23 protein-coding genes and 1 riboswitch are annotated in these 23,170 nt (G+C 56.5%); of the genes, 10 read left to right on the top strand and 13 right to left on the bottom strand.

What is annotated here, in order from left to right:
- Nucleotides 1-69 precede the first annotated feature (69 nt).
- The 6 genes from RT613_RS08905 to RT613_RS08930 all read left to right on the top strand — a co-directional run bounded on the left by RT613_RS08905 (nucleotide 70) and on the right by RT613_RS08930 (nucleotide 5,965).
- Nucleotides 70-906, top strand: a complete 837-nt coding sequence (locus tag RT613_RS08905) for an ABC transporter permease subunit (protein ID WP_313614667.1) — start codon at nucleotides 70-72, stop codon at nucleotides 904-906.
- 29 nt (nucleotides 907-935) lie between these two features.
- A complete protein-coding gene (locus RT613_RS08910; RefSeq protein WP_313614668.1) occupies nucleotides 936-1,427 on the top strand; it encodes an NUDIX hydrolase in 492 nt (163 codons plus the stop codon).
- 258 nt (nucleotides 1,428-1,685) lie between these two features.
- A riboswitch (cobalamin riboswitch) is annotated at nucleotides 1,686-1,876 on the top strand.
- A 97-nt stretch (nucleotides 1,877-1,973) separates the two neighbouring features.
- On the top strand, nucleotides 1,974-2,762 hold the full coding sequence (locus tag RT613_RS08915) for a (2Fe-2S) ferredoxin domain-containing protein (RefSeq protein ID WP_313614670.1): 789 nt from the start codon (nucleotides 1,974-1,976) through the stop codon (nucleotides 2,760-2,762).
- 67 nt (nucleotides 2,763-2,829) lie between these two features.
- Nucleotides 2,830-4,269 carry an ABC transporter substrate-binding protein gene (locus RT613_RS08920; RefSeq protein ID WP_313614672.1) on the top strand — a complete coding sequence of 480 codons (1,440 nt, stop codon included), beginning with the start codon at nucleotides 2,830-2,832 and terminating at the stop codon, nucleotides 4,267-4,269.
- 5 nt (nucleotides 4,270-4,274) lie between these two features.
- The gene (locus RT613_RS08925; RefSeq protein WP_313614673.1) at nucleotides 4,275-5,192 is read left to right on the top strand and encodes an ABC transporter permease; all 918 of its coding nucleotides are present in this window, start codon (nucleotides 4,275-4,277) and stop codon (nucleotides 5,190-5,192) included.
- Nucleotides 5,189-5,965 (top strand): ABC transporter permease, encoded by a 777-nt coding sequence (locus tag RT613_RS08930; protein WP_313614675.1) that lies wholly within the window; start codon nucleotides 5,189-5,191, stop codon nucleotides 5,963-5,965. The genes RT613_RS08925 and RT613_RS08930 overlap by 4 nt, the downstream gene beginning before the upstream one ends.
- Here RT613_RS08930 and RT613_RS08935 read toward each other — a convergent pair.
- Genes RT613_RS08935 through RT613_RS08965 form a run of 7 tightly spaced genes read right to left on the bottom strand, consistent with a single transcriptional unit; the run spans nucleotide 5,950 to nucleotide 12,712 of the window.
- The gene (locus tag RT613_RS08935; protein ID WP_313614677.1) at nucleotides 5,950-6,768 is read right to left on the bottom strand and encodes a bifunctional allantoicase/(S)-ureidoglycine aminohydrolase; all 819 of its coding nucleotides are present in this window, start codon (nucleotides 6,766-6,768) and stop codon (nucleotides 5,950-5,952) included. The genes RT613_RS08930 and RT613_RS08935 overlap by 16 nt on opposite strands.
- Complete coding sequence (locus tag RT613_RS08940) at nucleotides 6,765-7,427, bottom strand: flavin reductase family protein (RefSeq protein ID WP_313614679.1); 663 nt, start codon at nucleotides 7,425-7,427, stop codon at nucleotides 6,765-6,767. Before RT613_RS08940 ends, RT613_RS08935 begins: the two co-directional genes overlap by 4 nt.
- A gap of 1 nt (nucleotide 7,428) precedes the next feature.
- Nucleotides 7,429-8,853, bottom strand: a complete 1,425-nt coding sequence (locus RT613_RS08945; RefSeq protein ID WP_313614681.1) for a Xaa-Pro peptidase family protein — start codon at nucleotides 8,851-8,853, stop codon at nucleotides 7,429-7,431.
- 31 nt (nucleotides 8,854-8,884) lie between these two features.
- On the bottom strand, nucleotides 8,885-9,706 hold the full coding sequence (locus RT613_RS08950; RefSeq protein ID WP_313614683.1) for an ABC transporter permease: 822 nt from the start codon (nucleotides 9,704-9,706) through the stop codon (nucleotides 8,885-8,887).
- A complete protein-coding gene (locus RT613_RS08955) occupies nucleotides 9,699-10,526 on the bottom strand; it encodes an ABC transporter permease (RefSeq protein WP_313614685.1) in 828 nt (275 codons plus the stop codon). Before RT613_RS08955 ends, RT613_RS08950 begins: the two co-directional genes overlap by 8 nt.
- A gap of 9 nt (nucleotides 10,527-10,535) precedes the next feature.
- Nucleotides 10,536-11,576, bottom strand: a complete 1,041-nt coding sequence (locus RT613_RS08960; RefSeq protein WP_313614686.1) for an extracellular solute-binding protein — start codon at nucleotides 11,574-11,576, stop codon at nucleotides 10,536-10,538.
- A 20-nt stretch (nucleotides 11,577-11,596) separates the two neighbouring features.
- The gene (locus RT613_RS08965) at nucleotides 11,597-12,712 is read right to left on the bottom strand and encodes an ABC transporter ATP-binding protein (RefSeq protein WP_313614688.1); all 1,116 of its coding nucleotides are present in this window, start codon (nucleotides 12,710-12,712) and stop codon (nucleotides 11,597-11,599) included.
- A 633-nt stretch (nucleotides 12,713-13,345) separates the two neighbouring features.
- Between RT613_RS08965 and RT613_RS08970 the strand changes: the two genes are divergently transcribed.
- The 4 genes from RT613_RS08970 (at nucleotide 13,346) to RT613_RS08985 (ending at nucleotide 17,259) form a co-directional block, all read left to right on the top strand.
- Nucleotides 13,346-14,278 (top strand): ABC transporter substrate-binding protein, encoded by a 933-nt coding sequence (locus RT613_RS08970; protein WP_313614690.1) that lies wholly within the window; start codon nucleotides 13,346-13,348, stop codon nucleotides 14,276-14,278.
- Between the two features lie 3 nt (nucleotides 14,279-14,281).
- The gene (locus RT613_RS08975; RefSeq protein ID WP_313614691.1) at nucleotides 14,282-15,145 is read left to right on the top strand and encodes an amino acid ABC transporter permease; all 864 of its coding nucleotides are present in this window, start codon (nucleotides 14,282-14,284) and stop codon (nucleotides 15,143-15,145) included.
- Between the two features lie 86 nt (nucleotides 15,146-15,231).
- Nucleotides 15,232-16,362: a sugar phosphate isomerase/epimerase family protein gene (locus RT613_RS08980; RefSeq protein WP_313614692.1), complete on the top strand. Its 1,131-nt coding sequence runs from the start codon at nucleotides 15,232-15,234 to the stop codon at nucleotides 16,360-16,362.
- Between the two features lie 147 nt (nucleotides 16,363-16,509).
- Nucleotides 16,510-17,259 (top strand): GntR family transcriptional regulator, encoded by a 750-nt coding sequence (locus RT613_RS08985; RefSeq protein ID WP_313614693.1) that lies wholly within the window; start codon nucleotides 16,510-16,512, stop codon nucleotides 17,257-17,259.
- Between the two features lie 125 nt (nucleotides 17,260-17,384).
- Here RT613_RS08985 and RT613_RS08990 read toward each other — a convergent pair whose 3' ends face one another.
- The 6 genes from RT613_RS08990 to RT613_RS09015 form a co-directional block, all read right to left on the bottom strand.
- Nucleotides 17,385-18,446, bottom strand: coding sequence for an ornithine cyclodeaminase (locus tag RT613_RS08990; RefSeq protein ID WP_313614695.1), 1,062 nt, complete (start codon nucleotides 18,444-18,446; stop codon nucleotides 17,385-17,387).
- 46 nt (nucleotides 18,447-18,492) lie between these two features.
- Entirely contained in the window at nucleotides 18,493-20,184 is a 1,692-nt protein-coding gene (locus RT613_RS08995; protein ID WP_313614697.1) for a M20/M25/M40 family metallo-hydrolase, read from the bottom strand.
- A gap of 12 nt (nucleotides 20,185-20,196) precedes the next feature.
- Nucleotides 20,197-20,961, bottom strand: coding sequence for an amino acid ABC transporter ATP-binding protein (locus tag RT613_RS09000; RefSeq protein WP_313614698.1), 765 nt, complete (start codon nucleotides 20,959-20,961; stop codon nucleotides 20,197-20,199).
- Nucleotides 20,958-21,614, bottom strand: a complete 657-nt coding sequence (locus RT613_RS09005; protein ID WP_313614699.1) for an amino acid ABC transporter permease — start codon at nucleotides 21,612-21,614, stop codon at nucleotides 20,958-20,960. The genes RT613_RS09000 and RT613_RS09005 overlap by 4 nt, the downstream gene beginning before the upstream one ends.
- Complete coding sequence (locus tag RT613_RS09010) at nucleotides 21,611-22,273, bottom strand: amino acid ABC transporter permease (RefSeq protein ID WP_313614701.1); 663 nt, start codon at nucleotides 22,271-22,273, stop codon at nucleotides 21,611-21,613. The genes RT613_RS09005 and RT613_RS09010 overlap by 4 nt, the downstream gene beginning before the upstream one ends.
- Nucleotides 22,274-22,420: 147 nt before the next feature.
- Complete coding sequence (locus RT613_RS09015) at nucleotides 22,421-23,167, bottom strand: transporter substrate-binding domain-containing protein (protein ID WP_313614758.1); 747 nt, start codon at nucleotides 23,165-23,167, stop codon at nucleotides 22,421-22,423.
- Nucleotides 23,168-23,170: the final 3 nt, after the last annotated feature.

The following is a 23,170-nucleotide window of genomic DNA, read 5'->3' on the forward strand; positions in this document are numbered from 1 at the left end:
AGCGGAGCTGGCAGAACGACGTGTGGTTTGTCACGTCAGGCAAATCACGCTTGTCATAGGAGAATTTTGATGGGCGTTCGCGCTTCCAGAAAAGCACTTGTTGCCTTTGCTCTGCCGGGTTGCATCACGCTTGGACTATTTTTCCTGCTTCCTGTCGGTACTGTCATGGCCGACGCCTTGCGGGATGGCGGTGCATTTTTGCGGCTCATCAATGATCCTGTTGTCTGGAATGGCCTGAAGGGCACGCTGATCCTTGGTACGGCAGCGCCGTTATTTTCTCTGATGGTCGGTTTCTGTATTGCGCTGACCCTGTCACGTCTTGCGCCAAAGATGCGCACCGCAGCGCTGATTGCGATCTCGCTGCCGTTGACGTTTTCGGGGTTGATTGTTGCCTATGGTTTCATTCTGCTGCTTGGTCGCGCAGGTTTCGTGACACTTCTTTTGGCCGAACTCGGCTTTGATCCGGCTGTTGTCGGTGGGTTCATCTTTTCACCCTTTGGCCTCGGACTTGCCTATTCCTATTATCTTGTGCCGCGTGTCGTGCTGATCGTCCTGCCTGCCATTGGCAATTTTGACCGTAACCAGCTGATTGCCGCCCGCTCTCTGGGGGCAAGTGGTCCCCGCGCCATGATCGATGTGATGTTGCCACAAATCGCACCAAGTCTGGTGGCGGCTTTCTGCCTGACCTCTGCGGTTGCCGTTGGAGCCTATGGCACCGCACTGGCGCTGGTCGGGACGCAGGTCAATATTCTGCCTCTTGTCCTCTACAGCAAGATTTCTGAAACCGGCAACGATCTTCCGGCCGCATCGGCCGCGTCGCTTGTTCTCATTGCTATCTGCGTTCTGATCATATCGCTTGGCGAAGCGGTGGGCCGCAAGGGTCGCACAACAAGAGCATCTGCATGATTGTCTGATCCACTCAACAGGACCGTCCCATGGCCCCGACCGAAACACGATTGCCAGAGATGACCGAGAAACGAGCGACTGAGAAACCGCAGCAATGTGGTGCGGTTTGCTGGCGCTTCGATGAGGCGGGCGATGTGTCTGTTCTGTTGATCACCAGCCGAAGGACCGGCCGGTGGGTCATCCCCAAGGGAAATCTCAAGAAAAGAGAAACCCGTCACGAATGTGCACGGCGGGAGGCCTATGAAGAGGCCGGCGTCATGGGCAAGGTTGGAAAAAAGGCCATTGGCCGCTACGTCTATTTCAAGCCGGAATTGCAGCAATGGGTGACGGTTGCCGTTTATACGCTGCATGTCAGCAAGGAGGCGGAACAGTTTCCGGAAGTCGATATCCGGCAGCGGCGCTGGCTCCCCCCGCAGGAGGCCGCAACATATCTGGAAGAGCCGGATCTTCGTGCGCTCTGCGCAACGCTTTCCCAATCCGGTCGCCTTCCGACCAGCAAGGCAAATCATACCAGCTATTGACCCTGCGCGCCTGCACAGGTTCCGCTGATGGGGAATTATTGCACGTGATGATTTGAGGCCAATGTGCCGGGTCGCGCCGGCTCGATGAGTGTCGTCAGATGCCGTCTTGGAGATTGCCTTGCCAACCATTGTCCGCAGCTGTTCGGTTTCCCTCTAGACAGCACAATATCATTCTCCTATAGAAATGTTACGATATAACATTAAATTCAAGTGAGACGGTTCTCGAGTTCGGCTGGTTGACAGCGTGCTGGCACAGTGTAGGTTCATCGCCGTTATGGTTCTTGCCTCGCCAGAGGCAAGCTAAGAGGGAATCCGGTGTAAGACCGGAGCTGTCCCGCAACTGTGAGCGGCGAGTTTTTCATCCACCATGTCACTGGGTACGCCCGGGAAGACGGATGAAGGGCGATGACCCGCGAGCCAGGAGACCTGCCTGACATATAGAAATTCCGTGGTCGGGGTGTGCCACAGGAATGATGATGTCTTGCGGCTATTGGCCGAGGCGTCTTCATTTTTGCTGCCCCTCCGCATGTGCGAGACAGGGCAGTGATGAAGGACGAGGAACTTTCCAGAGACCGATCCAGACGGGCAATCCTGCTGATTGCCAAGTCCGCATTTGCGGCCACACCGCATATGGAAATGCGCCGCCTTGCTGAAGGTTTGGCCAAAGCAAAACCGGATTTTACCGTTCATTATGCCTTAACCGAGCAGGGCACGCCTTCCCTATTCGAAGGGTTGCAGTCGCTGGTCGATGCGCAGATGGACAGCGTGCTGATTGTACCGCTGGTCCTGCCCATGGAGCCGAGTTTTTCCAACTGGCTGAAAAAATCCCTCGCCCGCTGGCAGCTCTCCGATGATCGGCGATGGCCGGAATTGTCGATCGCTGGGGATATCGCGTCGAGTGCCCTGATGATGGCGCTGATCGACAACCTCATGGAAAACTCTGAAATTCTGGCTGCTTCCCCCGCCAAACGGGCTGCTCCTGAAGGTTCGCTTGTTCCGGCCCAAAAACGGCGTGTTCTTGTCTGCGAAGGTGGAAGCTGCAACAGCGCTGGCGCGGATGCGATCTGGAACCATCTGCGTAATCAGCAGGAGCGGCAGAAGCTGCGCGTGATCGGTGATGGCACGATGACAGCCAAATCCACCTGTCTTGGGCCATGCAATCTTGCGCCCGTGCTGCAGGTGTTTCCCGAGGGCACCTATTACTGCGGCGTCACCGAACATGCGGTGGACCGCATCATCAAAGAGCACCTGCTCGGCGGCCAGATCGTTGACGACTTCGCCTATCACCCGACAGGCCGCAAGCAGCGGCTTCGCAATTCATGCATGGAAAACTGAGGAGAGAGATTTGTATCCTAAAACCCTATTGCGCCTGGCCACGGCAGGATGTGTGGTGGCCTCAGCCATGGCAGTATCCCCGGTTTTTGCAGATGAACCCTTGCGTGTTGGCGCAACCTATCTCACCAGCGGTATCGATCCTGCCAAGGGGTCAAACGGCTGGGCGCTCACCAGTCATGGTATCGGTGAAAATCTCTTCACCGTGGATAAGGACGGCAAGCTGGTTCCCGAACTGGCGGAAAAGGCCGAACGAACCGGTGACCTCACCTGGACGATTACGCTGACATCAGGCCGTCAGTTCTCCGACGGCACGACGGTGACGGCCGCAGCCCTTGCCAAGGGTTTTGAGAATACCTTTGCCAACAACAAGGCCGCCTTGGCCACCGGTGGCAAGCTGGCATTCGAAGCAACGGACGATCTGACCTTGAAGGTCACCACCGAAAAGCCCGTCCCCTATATTCCGGCACTGTTTGCGGAATGGCCGCTGATTGCCTATGCGCCAGCCGGAGACGGCAAGGCCGTGTTTACCGGTCCCTATGAAATTGCCGATTTTAAAACCGATACATCGGTCACGCTGCAGCCAAACGCCCATTTTGCCGGGGCAGACAAACGCTCTGCCGTTGATTTCCGCAAGTTCTCCGATGCACAAACCATGTCTCTGGCGCTGGAAGCCGGTGAGCTTGATCTCGCTTTTGGCCTGCCGTCGGAAGTGATCAGCCGCCTCAAAACCAACCCAGATCTGACGATCAAGTCCTTTCCGGTCGGTTATCAGTACCTCGCCTTCCTCAACACCACCCGACCACTTCTGGGTGATGTGAAGGTGCGTCAGGCGCTTGATCTTGCCTTTGATCGCACGGAGCTCGCTGCTGCCATCAATGGCGGCGAACCGGCAACAGGCGCCTACGCCCCCTATTTCCCATTTGCCGGTAAACAGCCACGCCCGACCGATCTCGACAAGGCGGCTGCGTTGCTTGATGAAGCCGGTTGGAAAAAGGATGCCAATGGCATGCGTGAAAAGGATGGTGAAAGCCTACGCCTGCTTGCCATCACCTATCCGCAGCGTCCTGATCTCGTCACCATGTTGCCGGTTGTCAAAGCTCAGTTGGCACGGATCGGTGTAGCGCTTGATACGCAGGTCATTGAAAACATTCAGCAGGCAGCGTCCGAAGGCAATTTCGATATCGCGCTTTGGGCGCAGCACACTGCCCCAAGCGGTGATCCGGCATTTTTCCTCAATTCGATGCTGCGCAGTGGCGCTTCATTGAACTACGCCAAATATGCCTCTGCCGATTTTGATGCGATCCTCGACCGCTTTGCCACCGAAGGTGATCCGGAAAAACGCTTCACCATTGCGCTCGATGCCCAGGCAAAACTGTTTGAGGATGTTCCTGCTTCCTTCCTTGTTTCGCCGGTCTGGTATGTCGGTCTGTCGAAACCTCTGCAGGATTATCAGCCGTGGGGTTCGGATTATCACGTGCTGCGCGCTGATATTGGTGAGGCCAGATAAAAATCATGAACCTGATCCGGGTCGGTCTCAAGGCATTGATGGGATTGCTGGTGATTTCCTTCGCCTCGTTCACTGTCATTGCCATGATGCCTGCCGATCCGGTTGCCATCGCCATCCGGGTCTGGAACCTGCCTGCGACGGATGAAACTGTCGCGGCGCTACGTGCCGATTGGGGATTGGATCAGCCGCTGATCATCCGTTATCTCCATTGGCTGACAGACTTCGGGGTTGGCGATTGGGGGCGCTCATTTCGCACTGGCGAGCCGGTGATCAACGAACTGCTTGAGCGCCTGCCAGTCTCTCTTTCGCTTGGTCTTGCGGGGTTAACACTGGCCATCGCTCTGGCAATACCGATCGGCTTTTTTGCCGCCGTGCGTCCTGATGGTCTGGCGGATCGCTTGAGCAGAGCCTTGTCGGTGTTTGTGCAGGCGGTGCCGGGTTTCTGGCTCGGTCTTATCCTGCTGTGGGTGTTGGGTGTGCAATTGCGCTGGATCCGGCCTCTCGCAAATGACTGGACTGCGATTGCCCTGCCAATCCTGCTGATCGCCCTGCACTCGACCGCGGTCTTTGCCCGCGTTTATCGAAAAGACATGCGCCAGACGGTTACCCAGCCCTATTTTCGAACGGCGCTGGCCAAGGGGCTGTCGCAACGTCAGGCCTTGTGGCGTCATGGTCATCGCAGCGCGCTTTACGCCCTGCTTTCAACGGTCAGGTCAGAAGCCGGCTGGGTGATTGGCAGCACCGCGACCATGGAAATCCTGTTTGGGCTGGCCGGTATCAGCCAGTTCCTGGTTCAAAGCATCGGTGCGCGCGACCAGATGGTGCTGCAGGCCTATGTGATGATCATCGCCACATGGATGATTGTCATGAATGGTCTGGCGTTGTTTGCCATGCGCCTGCTTGATCCACGGCTTCACCCATGATGCGCTGCTGGTTTCTGATCATCCTCGTCGTGTTGATGCTGCTCGGTGGCTTCTGGCAACCGCATGATCCGGATGCCGTCAACATGCTGGTGCGCAATTCGGGCATGACGGTCGATCACCTGCTGGGAACGGATCATCTGGGGCGCGATCTGCTGTCACGGATCATGGCGGCGGGATGGAGAACGGCAAGTGTCATGCTGTGCGTTAGCGCCATTGGCTTCACAATTGGCACGCTGCTTGGCACCGCAGCCTCCGTTCTTGGTGGCTGGCGCGAAGCGCTCATCTTACGGTTTTGCGAGTTTTTCATCATGGTGCCGACATTGATCGTCGCCTTGACGGCTGCGGCAGTGTTCGGTCTTTCACCGCTCAGTGCCGGTTTGGCGCTTGGTTTTGCCGGGATCGGTCCGCATGCCCTGCTGGCACACTCGCTCAGCAACCGGGTGCTGGGGCAGCCTTTCATTCTGGCCGCCAGAGGGTTTGGTGTCTCGGCGCCGGCGATGATCAGCCGCCATTTGTTGCCCAACACATTGCCGCTGATGTTTGCCTATGCAGGCAACCAGGCCGGTTCAGCCGTGATTGCCTACGCGTCGCTTGCTTTCATCGGCTTGGGTGCCGATCCATCAAAACCGGATTGGGGTTCGATGTTGTTTGAATACCGTGTGTTCATTTTTGACCAGCCGATGTTGATGATCTGGCCGGGCATTGCAATTGCCATCACGGTATTCGCACTCAACTGGAGCTTTGATGATCCGAAAACTCAAAGATCCGGGTGACGGTTGACGTCCTTGTAAAGCAGGTAACGGAAGCGGCCGGGGCCGCCGGCATAACAGGCCTGCGGGCAATAGGCGCGCAGCCACATGTAGTCGCCAGCCTCAACCTCAACCCAATCGCTGTTCAGGCGATAGACCGCCTTGCCTTCCAGCACATAAAGCCCGTGCTCCATGATATGGGTTTCCATGAACGGAATGATGGCACCGGGCTGGAAGGTGACGATGTTGAGGTGCATGTCGTAACGCACGTCCTTGGGGTCAAGGAAACGTGTCGTTGCCCATTTGCCATCGGTATCGGGCATCGGGTCCATCACGCATTCGTCTTCATGGGTAAAGACCGCAGGCGGCAGCTCCAGGCCGTCAACAACCTTGAATACCTTGCGCACCCAATGGAAGCGGATCGGTGCAGCGCTGTCATTGCGGAATGTCCACTTGGCGCCAGCGGGAATATAGGCAAATGAGCCGGTGCGCAGCGCATGGTCCTTGCCGTCATAATGGATGGTGCCCTCACCTTCGACGACGAAGATTGCGGCCTGCGCACGCGCATCAGGTTCAGGGCGAACACTGCCGCCGCCTGGCGCAACTTCCATGATGTATTGTGCAAAGGTCTCGGCAAAACCGCTCAATGGGCGCGAAATGATCCAGGCACGGCTATTGTCCCAATGTGGCAATACGCTGGTGACGATGTCACTCATCACGGTCTTCGGGATAACAGCGTAAGCCGTTGTAAACACAGCCTTGCTGGACAGGGTCTGTGTCTGAGGTGGAAGTCCGCCAACATCGGAAAAATATCTGGCGTTTGTCATTCTGCTGCAGCCTTTCCGCCGGCCTTCCGGCTTTCCCATTCCTGTGGCGTCAGCGTCTTGATATCAAACTGATCGCGAGTGCGGGCATAGGTATGCCCACCCATCCGACCTACCGCGTCCATCATCTGCTGGTCAATATGCAGGTTGGATGTATTGACCGCATCGCTGCGCACAAACACGCCAACGACTTCACCCAGAATGATCTCGCGTGCCGGGCCGACCTGCAGGGTGGTGTGGCGGCGGCATTCAAGGGCGGCGGGCGCTGCCAGAATGCGTGGGCTGCACACCATCTGGCCAGGCACGGTGGCAAGCCCTGCCTCTTCCATTTCATCCACATCAGGGCCGAACTTGATGGCGCAAACCTCCATCTGCTCCACCAGCGCGTTGTCGCAGATGTGGACCGTGAACTCGCCGGTTTCGCGAATGTTGCGAGCGGTGTCCTTGAAACGCATGTCGGCGTAGTTTTCGACACCGATCGCAACAATCGCCGGGTCATGGGTCAGCACGTTGAAAAAGCTGAACGGACCGGCATTGGGTTGACCCTGCTTGTTGACCGTGGTCACCAAAGCGATGGGGCGGGGAATGACCGTGCCGATCAGGATCTTGTAGCGTTCCCGCTCATTGAGTTTGGCGAAATCGAAATGAGTGTGCTCGGTCATGTCAGGCCTCGGCAGTGATACGGTGGGTTTCAAGCGGTGTGTGGCGAGACAGGTTCTCAAACCCGTCCTTTGTCACAACATACATGTCTCCGACATTACAGCCAGCGGATAAGGGCTCCAGCCACTGGGTGTGCAGCACAAACACCATGCCCTCTTCCATTCGGTCGTAATTATGCGACGAGATGTTGAAGCTGTTCTGGCCGCCTGCCATGCCAACGGAATGGCCAAGATTGGGGTTATGTGGCCCATGGGTTGCGGGGTAGACATGCATCAGCGTGCGTCCCTGTGCCTCCCAGTCGATGTTTTTCACATATTGACGTGGAATGAGGCGTGCCGTGCCGTCATCCATTGGCGCCCAGTTGTAAGGCATGGTTCGGGCTTCGGGAGAGGTCAGCATGCCGCGTTCGATCATCGGTTCAAAGGCTGCATTGTTGACATCGCGCATCAGGGCGCCGGGCCGGATGAGTTTTTCAGCGCGTTTGACGCCTTCGGTACAGGCTGTCAGCACCTCTTCCTGCCGTTTGGTGATGTCGCCAACAGCAATCATGCGCGCGGTTTGGGCTGTGTAACCACGATAGGTCACGTTGGAGACGTAGAGGTTGATGAGATCGCCCGGCCGAACGACATGGCCATAGGGTTTGCCGCAATGGGTGCCGAATTCGTTGATGCCGATCTGATAGCCGTCACCGGTCTCGCCACCGAAGGACAGTTGTGCCTGGGTGAAGGCCGCATAAATCTCGTGGTCCGTCACGCCAGGCCGCGCCACGTGATAGGCGGCTTGTGTGGCAATGCTGACCAGTTGGGCGGCGGCACGGAACATTTCAATTTCGCGTGGAGAACGGATTTTCTGCATGCGGTCGAGAATGGCGTTGTCGGCCACGAATTTGCACTTCGGCATCAGCTCATCAAGTGCAGCCCAGAATGTCAGCGATGTGCGGTCCCCAATACGGCCGATCTGGGCTTTCGACAGGCCCATGCCAATCAAAAGTTCAGCGCATTTTTCCGCTGTTTTCACAACGCTGTCGCCCGGACGGTCGGCATATTCGCGGCCAATCGGCCCAATCTGCCATATGTCTTCCACCAGCACCGGTTCTCCGCCCGGTGGCAAAAGCACCGACTGGGTGAAAAACGACAACAGCACCATCGGCTTGTCGATATCGGTCGGGATGATCAGAACACCCTCGCGCATCCAGTCGCAGATATAACGCAGATAATGGTTTGACGTGTGGAACCAGCCAACGCCACCGGTATGGACAACCAGTGCATCATGCCCGGCTTCGACCGCCTGCCGACGAATGCGGCGCAGCCGGTCCTCGAACTCCTCGAGTGGCAGAGGCAGTGGAGCTGAAAAGTCGAAATCCGGCTGGAAATCGGCAAGCAGCGATCCGACGCGGTAGTGGCCGGTTTTGTTGGCACGTATGTTCATTGGGTATTCCTTCCAGATTTATGTATGTCAGTCAGGCTTGCCGCGTCGGTGCCAGCACCCGTCTTGCAACCAGCATCACCACCAGTGTCAGTGCGATCAGGACACCTGACATTGCAGCCACACGCACATCGAGCGACTCTTCGATCAGCGCGAACATGCGAAGTGGCAGAACGGTTGTTTGTGCATCGGCGAGGAAAAGCGAAACCGAGACGTTATCCAGTGACTGGATGAAGACGAGAAAGGCACCGGCTAGAATGCCGGGTGTCAGAAGCGGCAGGATCACCCTTCGCAGCGTGGTAAACCACGTGGCGCCCATCACGGTTGATGCTTCCGCAAGCGAAGGGTTGATGCCCTGTGCAACGACGGACGCGGCGCGGTACATCAGCGGTCCAAAAACCACCACATGGCCAATCACTGTCAGCCAGAGTGATGGCTGGAAGCCAACGAAGTTGGCCACGATCAATGCCGCAAGGCCGTAAACGAGGCTTGGCAGCACCAGAGGTGCCAGCAGCAACGGCTCAATCGTATTGACGGATCTGCGTTGCATCCGGGCCATGCCGATGGTGGCCGGAACGGCAAACAACAAGGAACCAAGCACGGCAAGACAGGCGATCTTCAACGAGTTGCCAGCGGCGATATGTTCGGTTCCAGACCTCACCGGGTCGAAAAGTGCTTCGTACCAGCGTAGCGAAAAACCCTCAGGCGGATATTTGAGCGTCTGGCCTGATGTGAACGACATGGTGATGGCAATGACGATGGGTGCAACCAGATAGATCAGGCTCAAACCGCCAAAACCGAAGACGAAGGCCTTGTAGAGAAAGACGGGCAACGGGTTTTCACGGTTTTTACGCATGGCCAACAAGCCTCCGATGACGGGAAATCATGGTCATGGCAACCAGCAGAATGCCTGTCGACATGAGAAGAACGACGGCAATCGCCGATGCCATTGGCCAATCGAACAGCGTGCCGACTTCGCGGTAGATCAGTTGCGGCACATAGACATTGCGGGCGCCACCGATGACCGCCTGGGTAACGAAGGATGCACTGGTGCTGGCAAAAACCAGGATCCAGCCCGCCAGCAGGCCGGGCAACATCATCGGCAGCAAAACGGTCACCAGAATGCGCCACGGGCCGGCACCTGAAACCTGAGCGGCTTCGGTATAGGTGACCGGAATGCGCGACAGGATTGCAACCAGTGGCAGGATGATGAGCGGCAAATCGATCTGGCACATCGCCATCACGAGGCCAAGTTCGGTGGACATCAAGGTGAAGGGGCGCTCAGCAAGGCCAAGTGCCACAAAGGTCTCGCTGATCGGCCCCTGCCGTCCAAGAATGACGATCCAGGCAAATGTGCGCACCACATTGCTGGTCAGCATCGGAATGAGCGTCAGAAATATGATGATCTGGCGCACCGTCTTGCGACTGTGCCAGTAAAAAAGCGCAATTGGCACACCGAGCAGTGTCGTGCTGACAATGGTCTGCAGGCCCAGCTTGGCAGTGTTGATCAGCACACGGTAATTGAATGCATCGCCAAGGAAACGTGCATAATTGTGGAGTGACAGGCCGTCAGGGCCAATGAAGCTGAACCCGACGAGAACGGCGAGCGGCGTCGCAAAGAACGCCACCGACAGCAACAGCATCGGGATAACGTATGGGAAGCCGCTCGCTTTCATCGTATCACCTCAACCAGCAACGAGGGCGTCGAACTGGCGGATCCATTCCGCACGGTTCTTGTTGATGGAAGCCCAGTCCGGATAGACCAGCGAGGCAAGCTGTTCGCGTTTGACGTAGGCTTCGATGCCAGGCGTCAGTTCCACGTCCTTGTTGGTTGGGAACATTTCCTGTGGCGGCATTTTCAGCTTGTCCTGTGCTGCCTTGGAAATGGCCGCATCCATATAGGCATAGGCGGCGTCGAGGTTCTTGGCACCCTTGGTCAGGTGGATGTTGACCGGGGCGGCCGGCGAGCCGGTTTCCGGTTGAACGAATTCAGCCTTGAGGCCCAGTGCCTTCAGCTTGGCGACATTGCCTGTCGAGCACATGAACACCGCGATTTCGCCCTGCTGGAACAGGGTCATCTGGTGGTTGGTGCTGGCAACGACACCCTTGATGTGTTCCGGATGTTCCTTGAACAGCTTGAAAACCGCATCCATGTCGGTCGGGCCGGAACCAAAAATCTTGGCGATTTCGGTATAGGCCATCACGCCAGTGTTGGAGGCAAAACCGGTCCAGGAGACAAGGCCCTTGTAAGCCGGGTTTTCGAAGAGATCGCGATAACCCTTGGGCGCCGGAACGAGATCCGGATTATAGGCGATGCCGTTGACTTCAACCGTGACGGTCGGGCCGTATTCGCCCTGGAAGGCCGGATCCAGCAAGTCCCAGTTCTTCAATCTGGAAGGGTCAATCTTCTGGATAAGATCGTTCTCGACGGCAACAGCCATCTGGCCGGGCGACATCAGCAATGTGTCATAGGGCGGGTTGCCGGGGCTTGCCATGACCTTGGCCAGCTGGTCCTGCGCCATAGCCGGTGCAACCGTCAGGTCGAAACCGGCGTCCTTGACGAGTGGCGTCAGCACAGTGCGGTAGCCATCTTCCCAGTTGCCGGGGAATGTTGCTGCAACAGCCGTGCCGCCAGCAGCACGGGATGCGAATGGAACGCCAGCTGCGACAGCCGCACCGGCGGCAAGCAGTCCGAAATGACGGCGTGTGATATTGAAGTTTTTCATCTGTTCACCTCTGTTATTGTTTATTCACGGAATGCTTCCGGTTCGCTCGGAAAGGCGTGACACCTGCTGGTGTCGATCTCGGCAAAGAGCTGTGCTCCCGGCGCGGGAATGAATGTCGAAGGTCCTCGGACCTCCGATGCACGAAGGCCAGGCCCATTTTCCAGGACAAGGTCGTGAACAAGGCTTGGGCCGAGCGGCACGGATACCGTCAGCCGCGCAGGCAGGGATGTGGCGCTTGCCGTGGCAGACAGGCGAACATCCTCTGGGCGGAACGTGATGCTGACCTTGGAGCCGACAGTAAAGTTGAGGCGACGCGGCAGAACCAGGCTTTTGCCATTGGCAAACATCACTGTTGTCGCTTCGGCCTCAAGGCGCTCTACCGTGCCATGCAGCACATTGGCCTGCCCAATGAATGTGTTGACGAACAGGGTTTTTGGCCGGTCATAGACGGCCATGGGTGTGTCGATCTGCTCGACATTGCCCTTGTTCATCAACACCAGCCGACCCGCGAGGCTTTGCGCTTCTTCCTGATCGTGCGTGACGATCAGCGTCGTGATGCCAAGCGTTTTTTGAAGATGAAGAAGTTCGACCTGGAGGTCGAAACGCAGAGCCCTGTCGAGCGCACCGAAGGGTTCGTCGAGCAGGAGCAGTGATGGACGTCCGGCGATTGCCCGGGCGACGGCGACGCGCTGCTGCTGTCCGCCGGAAAGCTCGCGTGGCAACCGGTTGCCATAACCCTTCAACTGCACCAGCGACAGCATTTCCTCCACCCGCTCGCGCCGTTCGGCACGCGGCATATGCTGGCAGGCCAGTGGATAGGCGATGTTTTCCGCCACCGTCAAATGTGGAAACAGGGCGTAGTTTTGGAACACCATGCCGATACCGCGTGAGCGGGCCGAGACCAAAGCAAGGTCCTGCCCACCAAGCTGAATGGTGCCGCTTTTCGGCTGGATCAGGCCGGCGATTGCCCGCAACACCGTTGACTTGCCGCAACCGCTTGGCCCCAACAGCGCAACGATCTCGCCCGCCTTGATGTCGAACGAAATATCGCTGATCGCATTTTGTCCGCCATAACTGTGGGTCAGGCCGCGAACACTGAGTTGTTTTCCTTCTGCTGCCTGCGAGGCCTCTGCCATGAATGTTTCCTCGGGTTGCGCCGGGTCAGGCGTGCGGTCCACGCTGCCTTGCACCAGGTGTAAATGGGATCGCTCGGCGATTTTGAGTTTGCTCTGGGTCATGGCGAAGGAGTTGCAAGCTGCGTGCCAAGTCGATTTTCGTGGAAGGAGAGTGTGAGATAATTATCTGATATTAAATAGATATTTTTGTCTGATAAAGTTTCGAATGTTTATGATAAAGTTAAGTCGAAATAATGTTCGAACTTACAATTTGTGCAGATTTAAAAGCGTGCGCTCAATCATTGGGCAGTGATTTCGAGGAATTTTCGCTCATTTCCGCGTCGATACCGCCTCTGTCTGACTGCGGAGCAGCCTTTACCCATATCTTGGTTTCGGCAAATAACCATGTTTTACAATTGCTTGCGGACCCACAATGAAAACCTGTCAATGGTAAGATGGTCACGCGTTTAATTTTTAGCCATATTGCGTGCGCAAATATTTAAAAAAATATATGCGAAAATATGTTGATGTTTGTAGATTCATAAATTCACGATCTAAAACAACAACATAAATTCTGCGCACCCAAAGTGGCACGCCGATTGCATCGTGGTTTCTCGAGAATTCACGCAGACAAAAAGTGAAAAGGGGAACGACATGCGCAACTTCAAGAACTTTCTCAAAGGCGGTTTGACCGGTCTGGCATTCGCGCTGATTGCGACAACCAGCCATGCTGCAGAAGGCACACCCGTGAAAATGGTGCCGGAAGCTGATGTCGCCAAGCTTCCAGGCATTGCCTTCAACCAGAAACTGGCTGACGGCCTGCCTGCTGCCATCAAGGATAAGAAGACGATCAAGGTCGCAACGGACCTGACGCCACCAATCAGCTTTCAGGATGAAGGTGGCAAGCTGATCGGCATCGATGCCGATATTGCCGCTGCCCTCGGCGTCATTCTCGGCGTGGATATCCAGATGACCAATGTCGGCGCAGGTGCCGCGATCGTGCCGGCCGTTCTGTCAAAACGTTTCGACATGACCATTTCCGGCATCAACGATGATGTGGAGCTGGAAAAACAGGTCGATGTGATCGACTACATGTTTGACGCAACGACCATCATGACGATCAAGGGCAATCCGCTTGGTATCAAAAGCATGGAAGACCTTTGCGGCAAGAAGGTCGCAGTTCCGGTCGGCACGTTCCAGGCGCGCCTCGTGGAAGCTGCATCTTCAAAATGCTCGACACCGATGAACATCATGTCGATCCCGAAAATGCCTGACGTGCTGCAGGCTGTGCGGACTGGTCGTGCCGATGCGACGGTCAACGGTTATGCCACGAGTGTCTACACGACGGAAAACCAGACCGGCAAGGGTGTTGGCCTGCAGGCCCTGCCTGAGGTTCGTCTGGCCGTGGGTTACCTCGGCATGCTGACGGCAAAGGACAATCCGGAACTGCGCGATACGGTTGTGGCCTCACTTCAGCACATGGTCGACAGTGGCGCCTATCTCGCCATCATGGAAAAATGGGGTCTTGGCCCACTCGCGGTCAAAACCGTCAAATTCAATGACGCTGCCAGCATGCCGGTGAACTAAGCCATGGCCCTGTTTGCTCAACCTGTCAGCATGGCCCTCGCCCCTCCGGTCGGCAAGCCGATACGGTGGGGGCAGATCACAACAGGTACCAGCGCGATCCTCGCGCTGGTGCTCTTCATCACCATCGTCGCTCGAAACCAGAGTGTTCAGTGGGCAGAGATCCCGCACTATATGGTCGATCCCGTCATTCTGGACGGGGTGGTGCTGACCTTGCAATTAACGGCCGGCGCCATGGTGTTCGGTGTCGCATTCGGCTGCATCGTCGCCATCATGGCCACAAGCCAGAACGTCGTGTTGAAGGCGATGGCTGTCGCCTTCGTCTGGTGGTTTCGTGGCGTGCCGTTGATCGTGCAGATCTTTTTCTGGTTCAATATCGCATTGTTCATCCCGCAGGTCGGTGTCGGCAGCTATTCCATATCCATCAACGATCTCGTCACGCCAGCGCTGGCGGGTTTTCTGGCACTTGGGCTGCATGAAGCGGCCAATATGAGCGAGATCATTCGCAGTGGCCTGACGGCGGTTGATCGTGGGCAGCGCGAGGCTGCCTCGTCTTTGGGCCTGCGGCCGCTGCAAACCCTGCGAACAGTGGTGTTGCCACAGGCAATCCGGCTGATCGTGCCGCCGACCGGCAATCAGGCGATTGGCATGTTGAAGGCGAGTGCCATTGTTTCCGTCATTGGCATGCAGGACCTGTTGACCCAGGCGCAAGCGATTTATGCCCGTAACTTCCTGGTGATCGAGATGCTCTGTGTTGCATCCCTCTGGTATCTCATCATCACCACTATCGCCTCGGTTGGCCAGCATTTCCTTGAACAGCGCCTCGCCCTGAAAGGTCGCGATGCGACTGCGCAGAAGGATCGCAAGTAACGCGGCCGTTTGGGCCGCATTTCATCTTCAAGCAAGCAGGATCGCCATTGCAGCGCATCCGATCAGGAAACATCAAGGAGCAGATCATGAGACTGGGTATTGACGGACAAAAACTGCCAGAGGTTAAAAAACGCGGGCCCCTGAAAAGCCTCGAGCACGTCAGGGACCTTGGCCTCAGCGGTATCTTTTTCAGCACCGTTCTCGACATGAGCGAAACGCTGGATAAGGGTGAGCTGACGGAAATCCGGGCCAAGGCTGACGAACTTGGCCTTTATCTGGAAAGCGGGGTTGGCAAGATCAATCCCTATTGCAGCGCCGAAGCACCGGAGTTTCGGGCGATCGGTGACGGTGACGTCATCAAGGGCTTCACCCGCATGATTGAGGCGAGTGCGGCCATCGGTTGCCGTGAACTTTGGGTGTCACCCGGCAACTTCAAATCCGAATATCGTGGCCGGTTGGCAAATGATCGTTTCCGCACTGATGTGACCTGGGATGAACAGTTGCAGGCAACCGAAAAGGTACTTCTGAAACTGGCGCCCGTTGCCCGTGCCAATGGCGTGCACCTCAACATGGAAACCCATGACGAAATCACCTCGTTTGAAATCCTGCGGCTGATTGAAACGGTGGGTGAGGATTGCATGGGCGTTGTTTTCGATACCGCCAATGGTCTGCAGCGCGCCGAACATCCGGTTTACGCTGCCAAACGCGTCGCGCCTTATGTGCGCCAGACCCATATCAAGGATGCCTATGTTGCCCATGCAACGGGCGGTCTCGATTTCCAGACCCGCCCTGTCGGTCGTGGTATCGTGGATTTTGCAACGATCATTCCGATCCTTGCGCGCGCAAACCCCAATCTCAACCTCTCGCTTGAGGTCGCAGCCTCGGTTGAAGACAAACCGCGCAAGGCCAATCCGCGCCAATGCATCGAGATCGATGATCCGGTCTGGCGTGCCGGCCATCCTGATCTGAACGCCGAAGAACTGGAGGCCTATCTCGCCATGGTCGCCGCATTTGAGAAACGCGTCGCCTTGGGCGAAATCCCGGATTGGGAGAGCTATGAAGCGGCCAATTACGGGTATCCGACCTATGAGGCGCAGGCTTATGGTTTCAAGCAGGCCATCGGCTTCATCAAAAACTCGGCCCATTACATTGAAACCGTCTGCGCTGAAAACGGCATTGATCTCGTGCAACCATCGGTAAAACGAGCCGCGGCCTGAGGCAAACATTCAGGACTGGTGGAAAACCCGCCAGTCCGTAACTAAACAATGGATATGGGCTGTATTTTGCGGTGGTTCGGATATACGCAGAAACATTCTCATGGAAATAATTAGATCGCCAAAATTCGATCGCATCTGGAGCAGGACATGAAGAAGACGCGCCGTCAGAGCCCCAAGGCTGCGTTAAAAACCAATGGCGCAGCCGATGCGGCCGAAAACAACAATGATGATGTTTCGGAGCGTATCCGCACAACCCTTGCCAATGCGATTGGCGAAGGCGCGTTGAAGCCCGGCACCAAGATCCTTGAGGACGCGATTGCCGATCATTTTGGCGTCAGTCGTACTGTCGTGCGTGGCGCGCTTGGTGTTCTGGAAAGCGACCACCTGCTTGAGCGCAAGAAAAACCGCGGTACCTTTGTTGCCGAGCCTGGCATTGAAGAGGCCAAGGCGCTGTTTGAAGCGCGCCGCAAGATCGAGCACGCCATTCTGGACCTGGTGATGACGCGCGCGACCACTGAACAGCTGGATGCGCTTGAAAAGCTGACCGATGAGGAAGAGCATATTCATCACCACGGCGACGAGAAGTCAAAAACCGTGCTTTCCGGCAGATTCCATATCGTGCTTGCTGAACTCGGCGGCAACTCGGTGTTGACCGAAATGTTGTCGAAGATTGTCGCACGTCTGTCGCTGGTCATGGCGCTGTACGAGGAAGAAAAGAAGGATGATTGTGGTGCAGACCACCACCGTCTGATCGTCACGGCGCTGAAAGCGAAAAATCTGGCCCATGCACAGCATCTGATGGACCACCATCTGGCTGACATTGAGGCCCGTGTACGCCTGACCGAAGGGCAAGGTGACCGGCATACCTTCATGGCGGTGCTGGAGAATTTCTCCTGATCCCTGGCTTCAGGGACCAGTCGTGTTTTGACCACCGCTTCTGAGCGGGTGGAGCATCGCCACGCCAAGGGGCAGGATGCGGGCGATCTACCCGCATCCTGTCTTTATATGAACATTGGAACCGATCAGGCGGCTTGCAGTTTTGCCTCGCATCTCAACAGCATGCCGTAGAGATCGCGTGGTTCGTCGGGGTCTGCCAGCAAATCGAGATCGACGTAAAGTCCCGTTTCCTGCAGTTTGCTGCGCACGTAACGAAGGGCTGAAAAATCCTCGATGGCAAAACCGACGCTGTCGAACAGGGTGATGGCTCTGTCACTGTCGCGGCCCTTCTGTTTTCCGGCGATGACTTCCCACAACTCCTTGACCGGATAATCCTCGGCAAGCTGCTGAATTTCACCTTCGATGCGGGTCTGTGGCGGATATTCCACGAAGATGTCGGAGCGCAGCAGAATGTCCTTGTTCAGTTCGGTTTTGCCGGGGCAATCACCGCCAACTGCATTAATGTGAATTCCCGGGCCGACCATGTTGTCGGAAAGGATTGTGGCATTCAGCTTGTCGGCCGTCACCGTGGTGACGATGTCGGCGCCTTCGACCGCCTCCTGCGATGACGAGCAGCGGGTGATTGAAAAACCCTTGCCAGCCAGGTTGCGGGCGCATCGTTCCGTCGCTGTCGGATCAAGATCATAAAGCCTGATCTGATCGACCCCGAGGATCGCCTTGAATGCCAGCGCCTGAAACTCACTCTGTGCGCCGTTGCCGATGATGGCCATGGTTCTGGAGTTTGGCCGCGCCAGATGTTTTGCGGCAACTGCCGACATTGCCGCCGTGCGCAGCGCAGTCAAAATGGTCATTTCTGACAGCAGCATTGGATAGCCGTTGCCGACGTCGGAAAGCACACCAAATGCGGTCACGGTCTGGCGACCTTCCTTGGTGTTTTTCGGGTGGCCGTTGACATATTTGAAGCCGTAAAGCGTTCCATCGCTGGTCGGCATCAGCTCGATCACCCCTTCATCCGAGTGAGATGCCACACGTGGCGTCTTGTCGAACTGTTCCCAACGACGGAAATCTTCCTCGATCACCTCGGCAAGTTCGGTCAGGAACGTTTCCATTCCCACGGCCAGAACAAGGCGCATCATGTGATCAACGCTGACAAAGGGCACGATATTGAGGTTCTGATTGGCGGTCATATTCTATCCATCCTGATAAGTTCTCGGTGGCTGTCGCTCAACCGCCTCAGGCCTCTGCACCATTTTCGGCAAGGAATGTCTGGGCAATATCCATCACCAGACCCGGCAGCACATCAAAGGCATAGGGTGCGTGCACGCGTTCCAGTTTCTGGTGGAACTCGCGGCCCCAGGGCCCGAGATTGACGGTTGGGAAACTCTTTGCATTGGCCGGTGGGAGGTCAATCAAGCGCGAGATTGCCGTGTTTTCCGAAACGACACTGCTGCCACTGGCGGCAAGACCCAGGAAGCTCATGTCAGAAATGCCCTGGAAATGTGGTTTCCAGACAATGCTGCGCGATGGATCATTGCCAAGGCCTGCACGGGCTGCCTCAATCGCCTGAAACAGCGCGCGGTCGTTACGGTCAGACAATGCCAGACGGCTGGAGGGATAATGCAGTCCAGCAAAACCGATGACGATTGCGGGGCCGGAAACCCGGGCCATCGACACCAGCCATTCAGTCAATTCGCGGGTCAGAACCAGCGGGTTGTCGATATGGGAAAGCGCCTCTTCCTTGGCACGGTACTGTGCTGCAAAACCCTTACCAGACACGCGCTCTGCTGCGATCTTCAATTCCTTGAAGGTGATGATGCGTGGTTTCGCGGGCGTCGCGCCGGCGCTGCGGCCAACAAGGCGGCTATATTCTGCCGATGAGGCTGTGAACTTTTCAACGGCTTCTGTTGCGCCCAGCACAACTTCCTCTCTGAAACGGGCAAAAAGCTCGTCTGCGCTCATGGCGTGATAGAGCCAGTTGAACGCGATCCAGAAACGTTCCGGTGTCGTCACCTCATAACCGCTGCGAAGATCCTTGGCTTCAAGGCAAATTGGCGATGGCGACACATCGTTTTCATCCCTGTCGGCAAGTGCGGCGTTGCCTTCAAGCCGCGCCAGAATGCCGGCACCCATGGCCTGTGCGCTGACCCCCTCATAGGGGTAGCTGGCATGGGAACTGCACCCGATGACCAGCGCAAAAGGCAACAACTTGCCAATCGTGCCGGCATAAACCGCCCTGCCCTCGCTGCCATCCCCCTGATCGGAGGTCACGTCGAGATTGACGCCTGCGGCGATTTCAATGTCCAGCTCTTCGACCAGCGAGGGAAACGCATCGCGCAGCGAGCGCATGCCACGGCTTTCCCGTTCTTCGTCAGGCGTTGCCACAAACATCAGGTTGCCCTGCCGGTCGGGATTGGCTGCAAATGTTTCGATGCAGGCCACGGCAACTGCTAGTCCGCTCTTCATGTCAAGCAGGCCACGGCCGGGCAGAAAATCTCCGCTCAACAGGTCCTGAAGAGCACGGTCTTCCTGTTCGGAGCGATCGTCACGGCCCGAGAGGTTATTGATCAGCGCCTCTTTCAGCGCGGCGCTGTCGCAGGAAACATCCTTCAGGTCGTGGTAATTGTCGGTAGAAACCGTGTCGAAATGCCCTGCCAGTGCCAGGGTGCGTTTGCCGGTTCCACGAACCAGCGCAACCACATTGTGGGTCAGCGGATCACCGTGGCTTGCAACAAGCCTGAGATCACCGGGATGTTGCTGGAAATAGGGAATTTCCTGCAGCAGCGCATGAAGCCGGTTGGCGAAAGTCGATTCACCTGCGGTGCCGGTCTCGCTTCTCCAGGAGGTCATACGTAGGGCGAACTCGCGCACGCGAGCACCATCGATCTCGCTTCCCGCGCGGGAAGCAAAGTTTTGTTCGCTTGTCATGGCTTTTTCCGTTTAGTTCGAAAGATGTTTTCTGAGGAACGAACGCGTACGTTCTTCCGTAGGGTTAGTGAGAACCTGGTCTGGTGCGCCTTGCTCGACAACAACACCGCCGTCCATGAACATGACGTGGTCTGATACCTGAGCTGCAAAGCGCATTTCATGGGTCACGATCAGCATGGTCATGTGTTCAGCCGCCAGCTGTTTCATGACCTGGTTGACCTCTTCGACGAGTTCGGGGTCGAGCGCCGAGGTCGCCTCGTCAAACAGCATCACCTTGGGCTGCATTGCCAAGGCACGAGCAATCGCCACACGCTGTTTTTGTCCGCCGGACAGACGTGCCGGATAGGCATCACCCTTTTCGGCAAGGCCCACCTTTTCAAGCAGTGTATTGGCGCGGTCTCTCGCCTCTGCCTTGCTCAATCCCTTCAGCCGCATCGGGCCGATCATGATGTTTTGCAGAACCGTCAAATGCGGAAACAGGTTAAACTGCTGGAACACCATGCCCATTTCCTGGCGGATATGGTTGATGTGTTTTTCAAAGGCGCGACCTTTTAAGGGCCGGTTGACCATCTGGCCATCGAGCCAGATTTCGCCTGACGAGGTTTCCTCAAGCATGTTGATGGACCGCAACAGCGTGCTTTTGCCGGAGCCGCTCGGGCCGATGATCGAAACGATCTTGCCGCGCGCCACAGTCAGGTCGATGCCTTTGAGCACTTCATGAGGCCCATAGGATTTGCGGATCTGCCGCAGTTCGATCATGGGAGTTTGAGTTTTCATCGAATAGCTTCCACTTTTCGGGCCGCGATGCGGAGCAGATATTCCATCACCAGATTGACGATGTAATAGAGCACGGCTGCGGTCAGATAGAATTCGAACGGACGATAGGTTTCGCTGATGGCGCGCTGGGCGTTGAGGACAAGTTCCGTTATCCCCAGAACCGACAGCACTGCCGTGTCTTTCAGCAAAATGATGCTGTTATTGCCCACCTGCGGCAAAGCCGTCAGGAACGATTGCGGTATGATGAAATGCCGCAATGTGGCGATGTAACCGAAGCCCAGGGAACGTGCAGCTTCCGTCTGGCCAGGATCTACCGCTTTGAGGGATGCCCGGAAAATATCCGCATTATAGGCTGCGTAATGCAGGCCAAGCCCGATAACGCCGGTCCAGAATGCTGGCAACAGAACGCCAAGCTGCGACAGCCCGTAATAGAGGAGATAGAGCTGCAAAAGCAGGGGCGTTCCCATGAACAGGAAGATGATTGCCCTGATTGGTGCTGCAACAAGACGTGGGCCGTAGAGTGTTGTCGTGGCAATGCCAATGCCCAGGATGACGCTGACGGTGCCGGCGATGGCAGTAATCACAACCGTCCAGAGCAGACCGATCAGAAGCATTTCCCAATAGGGCGGTACAACGCTGAAATCAAAACTCATGCTGGAACCTCCCCTTTGGAGGTAAACAGATATTCCACTCCCCTTACGGTCAGCGAAATGACCGCAACAATGGCGAGGTAAGCAGCACCCGCGACCGCAAACACCTCGAATGGCTTATAGGTGGAGGTGACAAAGCGTTGCGCCGAATAGGTCAGTTCAACCACGCCGATCGTTGAGACAAGGGCGGTGCTTTTCGACAGAATGACGGTGTTCACACCCAGCGATCGGATCATCAGTGGTGCGGCCTGCGGCAAAACGAACAGCCGCATCGTGTCGAACCGACCAAAGCCGAGTGAACGGGATGCCTCGGTCTGCCCCTTCTCGACCGAGATGATGGCACCCTTGATGCCTTCGGACATATAGGCGCCGATGTTGAAACCCATGGTCAGAACGCCGGCAAGAAACGGGGTCAGTTCAAAACCAAGCTGTGGACCACCGAAAAAGACAATGAACAGCTGAACCAGCAGCGGTGTGCCACGCATGATGCTGACATAGACGGTGGCAGCCCAGCGCACCGGTGTCACTCTTGAAAACCTGCCCGTTGCAACCACGGCAGCCACCACCAGACCGATTGCCAGCGAGCATACGGTGAGTTGAATGGTCAGAAGCGAGGCTTCCAATACGAAGGGCGTTATCCGCCAGATTAATTGAAAGTCCATTGCGGCCTCTCGGACCCGGTGCAGATCAAAATTACACCTTGGCCTCTGTAAACGGATCGGATGAGTGGGCGGGATATCTCAGGCAGTTTGCACTGCAAGCCATGTCCCGCCCCGCGAAACATCAGGGGTTAGCGCGTCAGGGCCGGATTACCGAACGTCCTGGCCGATCCATTTTTTCGAAATGGCCTCATAGGTGCCATCCGCCATCATGTCATCCAGCGCCTTCTGCATGGCGGCTGCAAGTTCTGGATTGCCCTTGCGGACTGCGATACCGACGTCGTAACGCGGCATGCGCTCGTCCTTGACCTGCTCGACCGGTGCATTGTTCTTGGCAATGGCAACGAAGACGGGAACGTCATCGGCGATGATGGCATCGACACGGCCAGCCGTCAGGTCGAGAAGCATTTCCGGCAGGCCCTTATAGGTGCGCACCTCAAACATGTTCTGTTCGCGCGCCCATTTTTCGGCGGCTTCGCCAAGGGTCACGCCAACATTCTTGCCCTTCAACTCGTCGATATTGGCAACGCCAGCACCGGAGCGAACAAAGGCGGCAAGGCCGGAGCGGTAATAGGGGCCGACGAAATCAACCGCCTTCTTGCGCTCTTCGGTCACACTCATCGAACCGATGATCGTGTCGTAACGACCTGTCACCAGACCGGCGATGATGCCGTCCCAGGCGGTGGTGATGATCTGTGGTTCGACATTGAGGCGCTTGGCGATTTCGGAGCCAATCTCGACGTCAAATCCGACAACCTTGTTGCTTTCATCAACGAAGCTGAAAGGAGGGAAGACGCCCGACAGAGCAATTGAAAGTTTGCCGGCTTTCTGGACTTTTTCCAGGTCGTCAGCGTGTGCACTCGCAAATGGCAGGCAAAGGGCCGCAGCAATGAACAGGCC

This window comes from Agrobacterium sp., from assembly GCF_032092815.1.
GTDB lineage: Bacteria > Pseudomonadota > Alphaproteobacteria > Rhizobiales > Rhizobiaceae > Agrobacterium.

Bases quoted from the DNA above. Each gene is read 5' to 3' on its own strand.
- RT613_RS08905 (WP_313614667.1), top strand. From the start codon at position 70: ATGGGCGTTCGCGCTTCCAGAAAAGCACTTGTTGCCTTTGCTCTGCCG.
- RT613_RS08910 (WP_313614668.1), top strand. From the start codon at position 936: ATGGCCCCGACCGAAACACGATTGCCAGAGATGACCGAGAAACGAGCG.
- RT613_RS08915 (WP_313614670.1), top strand. From the start codon at position 1,974: ATGAAGGACGAGGAACTTTCCAGAGACCGATCCAGACGGGCAATCCTG.
- RT613_RS08920 (WP_313614672.1), top strand. From the start codon at position 2,830: ATGGCAGTATCCCCGGTTTTTGCAGATGAACCCTTGCGTGTTGGCGCA.
- RT613_RS08925 (WP_313614673.1), top strand. From the start codon at position 4,275: ATGAACCTGATCCGGGTCGGTCTCAAGGCATTGATGGGATTGCTGGTG.
- RT613_RS08930 (WP_313614675.1), top strand. From the start codon at position 5,189: ATGATGCGCTGCTGGTTTCTGATCATCCTCGTCGTGTTGATGCTGCTC.
- RT613_RS08935 (WP_313614677.1), bottom strand. From the start codon at position 6,768: ATGACAAACGCCAGATATTTTTCCGATGTTGGCGGACTTCCACCTCAG.
- RT613_RS08940 (WP_313614679.1), bottom strand. From the start codon at position 7,427: ATGACCGAGCACACTCATTTCGATTTCGCCAAACTCAATGAGCGGGAA.
- RT613_RS08945 (WP_313614681.1), bottom strand. From the start codon at position 8,853: ATGAACATACGTGCCAACAAAACCGGCCACTACCGCGTCGGATCGCTG.
- RT613_RS08950 (WP_313614683.1), bottom strand. From the start codon at position 9,706: ATGCGTAAAAACCGTGAAAACCCGTTGCCCGTCTTTCTCTACAAGGCC.
- RT613_RS08955 (WP_313614685.1), bottom strand. From the start codon at position 10,526: ATGAAAGCGAGCGGCTTCCCATACGTTATCCCGATGCTGTTGCTGTCG.
- RT613_RS08960 (WP_313614686.1), bottom strand. From the start codon at position 11,576: ATGAAAAACTTCAATATCACACGCCGTCATTTCGGACTGCTTGCCGCC.
- RT613_RS08965 (WP_313614688.1), bottom strand. From the start codon at position 12,712: ATGGCAGAGGCCTCGCAGGCAGCAGAAGGAAAACAACTCAGTGTTCGC.
- RT613_RS08970 (WP_313614690.1), top strand. From the start codon at position 13,346: ATGCGCAACTTCAAGAACTTTCTCAAAGGCGGTTTGACCGGTCTGGCA.
- RT613_RS08975 (WP_313614691.1), top strand. From the start codon at position 14,282: ATGGCCCTGTTTGCTCAACCTGTCAGCATGGCCCTCGCCCCTCCGGTC.
- RT613_RS08980 (WP_313614692.1), top strand. From the start codon at position 15,232: ATGAGACTGGGTATTGACGGACAAAAACTGCCAGAGGTTAAAAAACGC.
- RT613_RS08985 (WP_313614693.1), top strand. From the start codon at position 16,510: ATGAAGAAGACGCGCCGTCAGAGCCCCAAGGCTGCGTTAAAAACCAAT.
- RT613_RS08990 (WP_313614695.1), bottom strand. From the start codon at position 18,446: ATGACCGCCAATCAGAACCTCAATATCGTGCCCTTTGTCAGCGTTGAT.
- RT613_RS08995 (WP_313614697.1), bottom strand. From the start codon at position 20,184: ATGACAAGCGAACAAAACTTTGCTTCCCGCGCGGGAAGCGAGATCGAT.
- RT613_RS09000 (WP_313614698.1), bottom strand. From the start codon at position 20,961: ATGAAAACTCAAACTCCCATGATCGAACTGCGGCAGATCCGCAAATCC.
- RT613_RS09005 (WP_313614699.1), bottom strand. From the start codon at position 21,614: ATGAGTTTTGATTTCAGCGTTGTACCGCCCTATTGGGAAATGCTTCTG.
- RT613_RS09010 (WP_313614701.1), bottom strand. From the start codon at position 22,273: ATGGACTTTCAATTAATCTGGCGGATAACGCCCTTCGTATTGGAAGCC.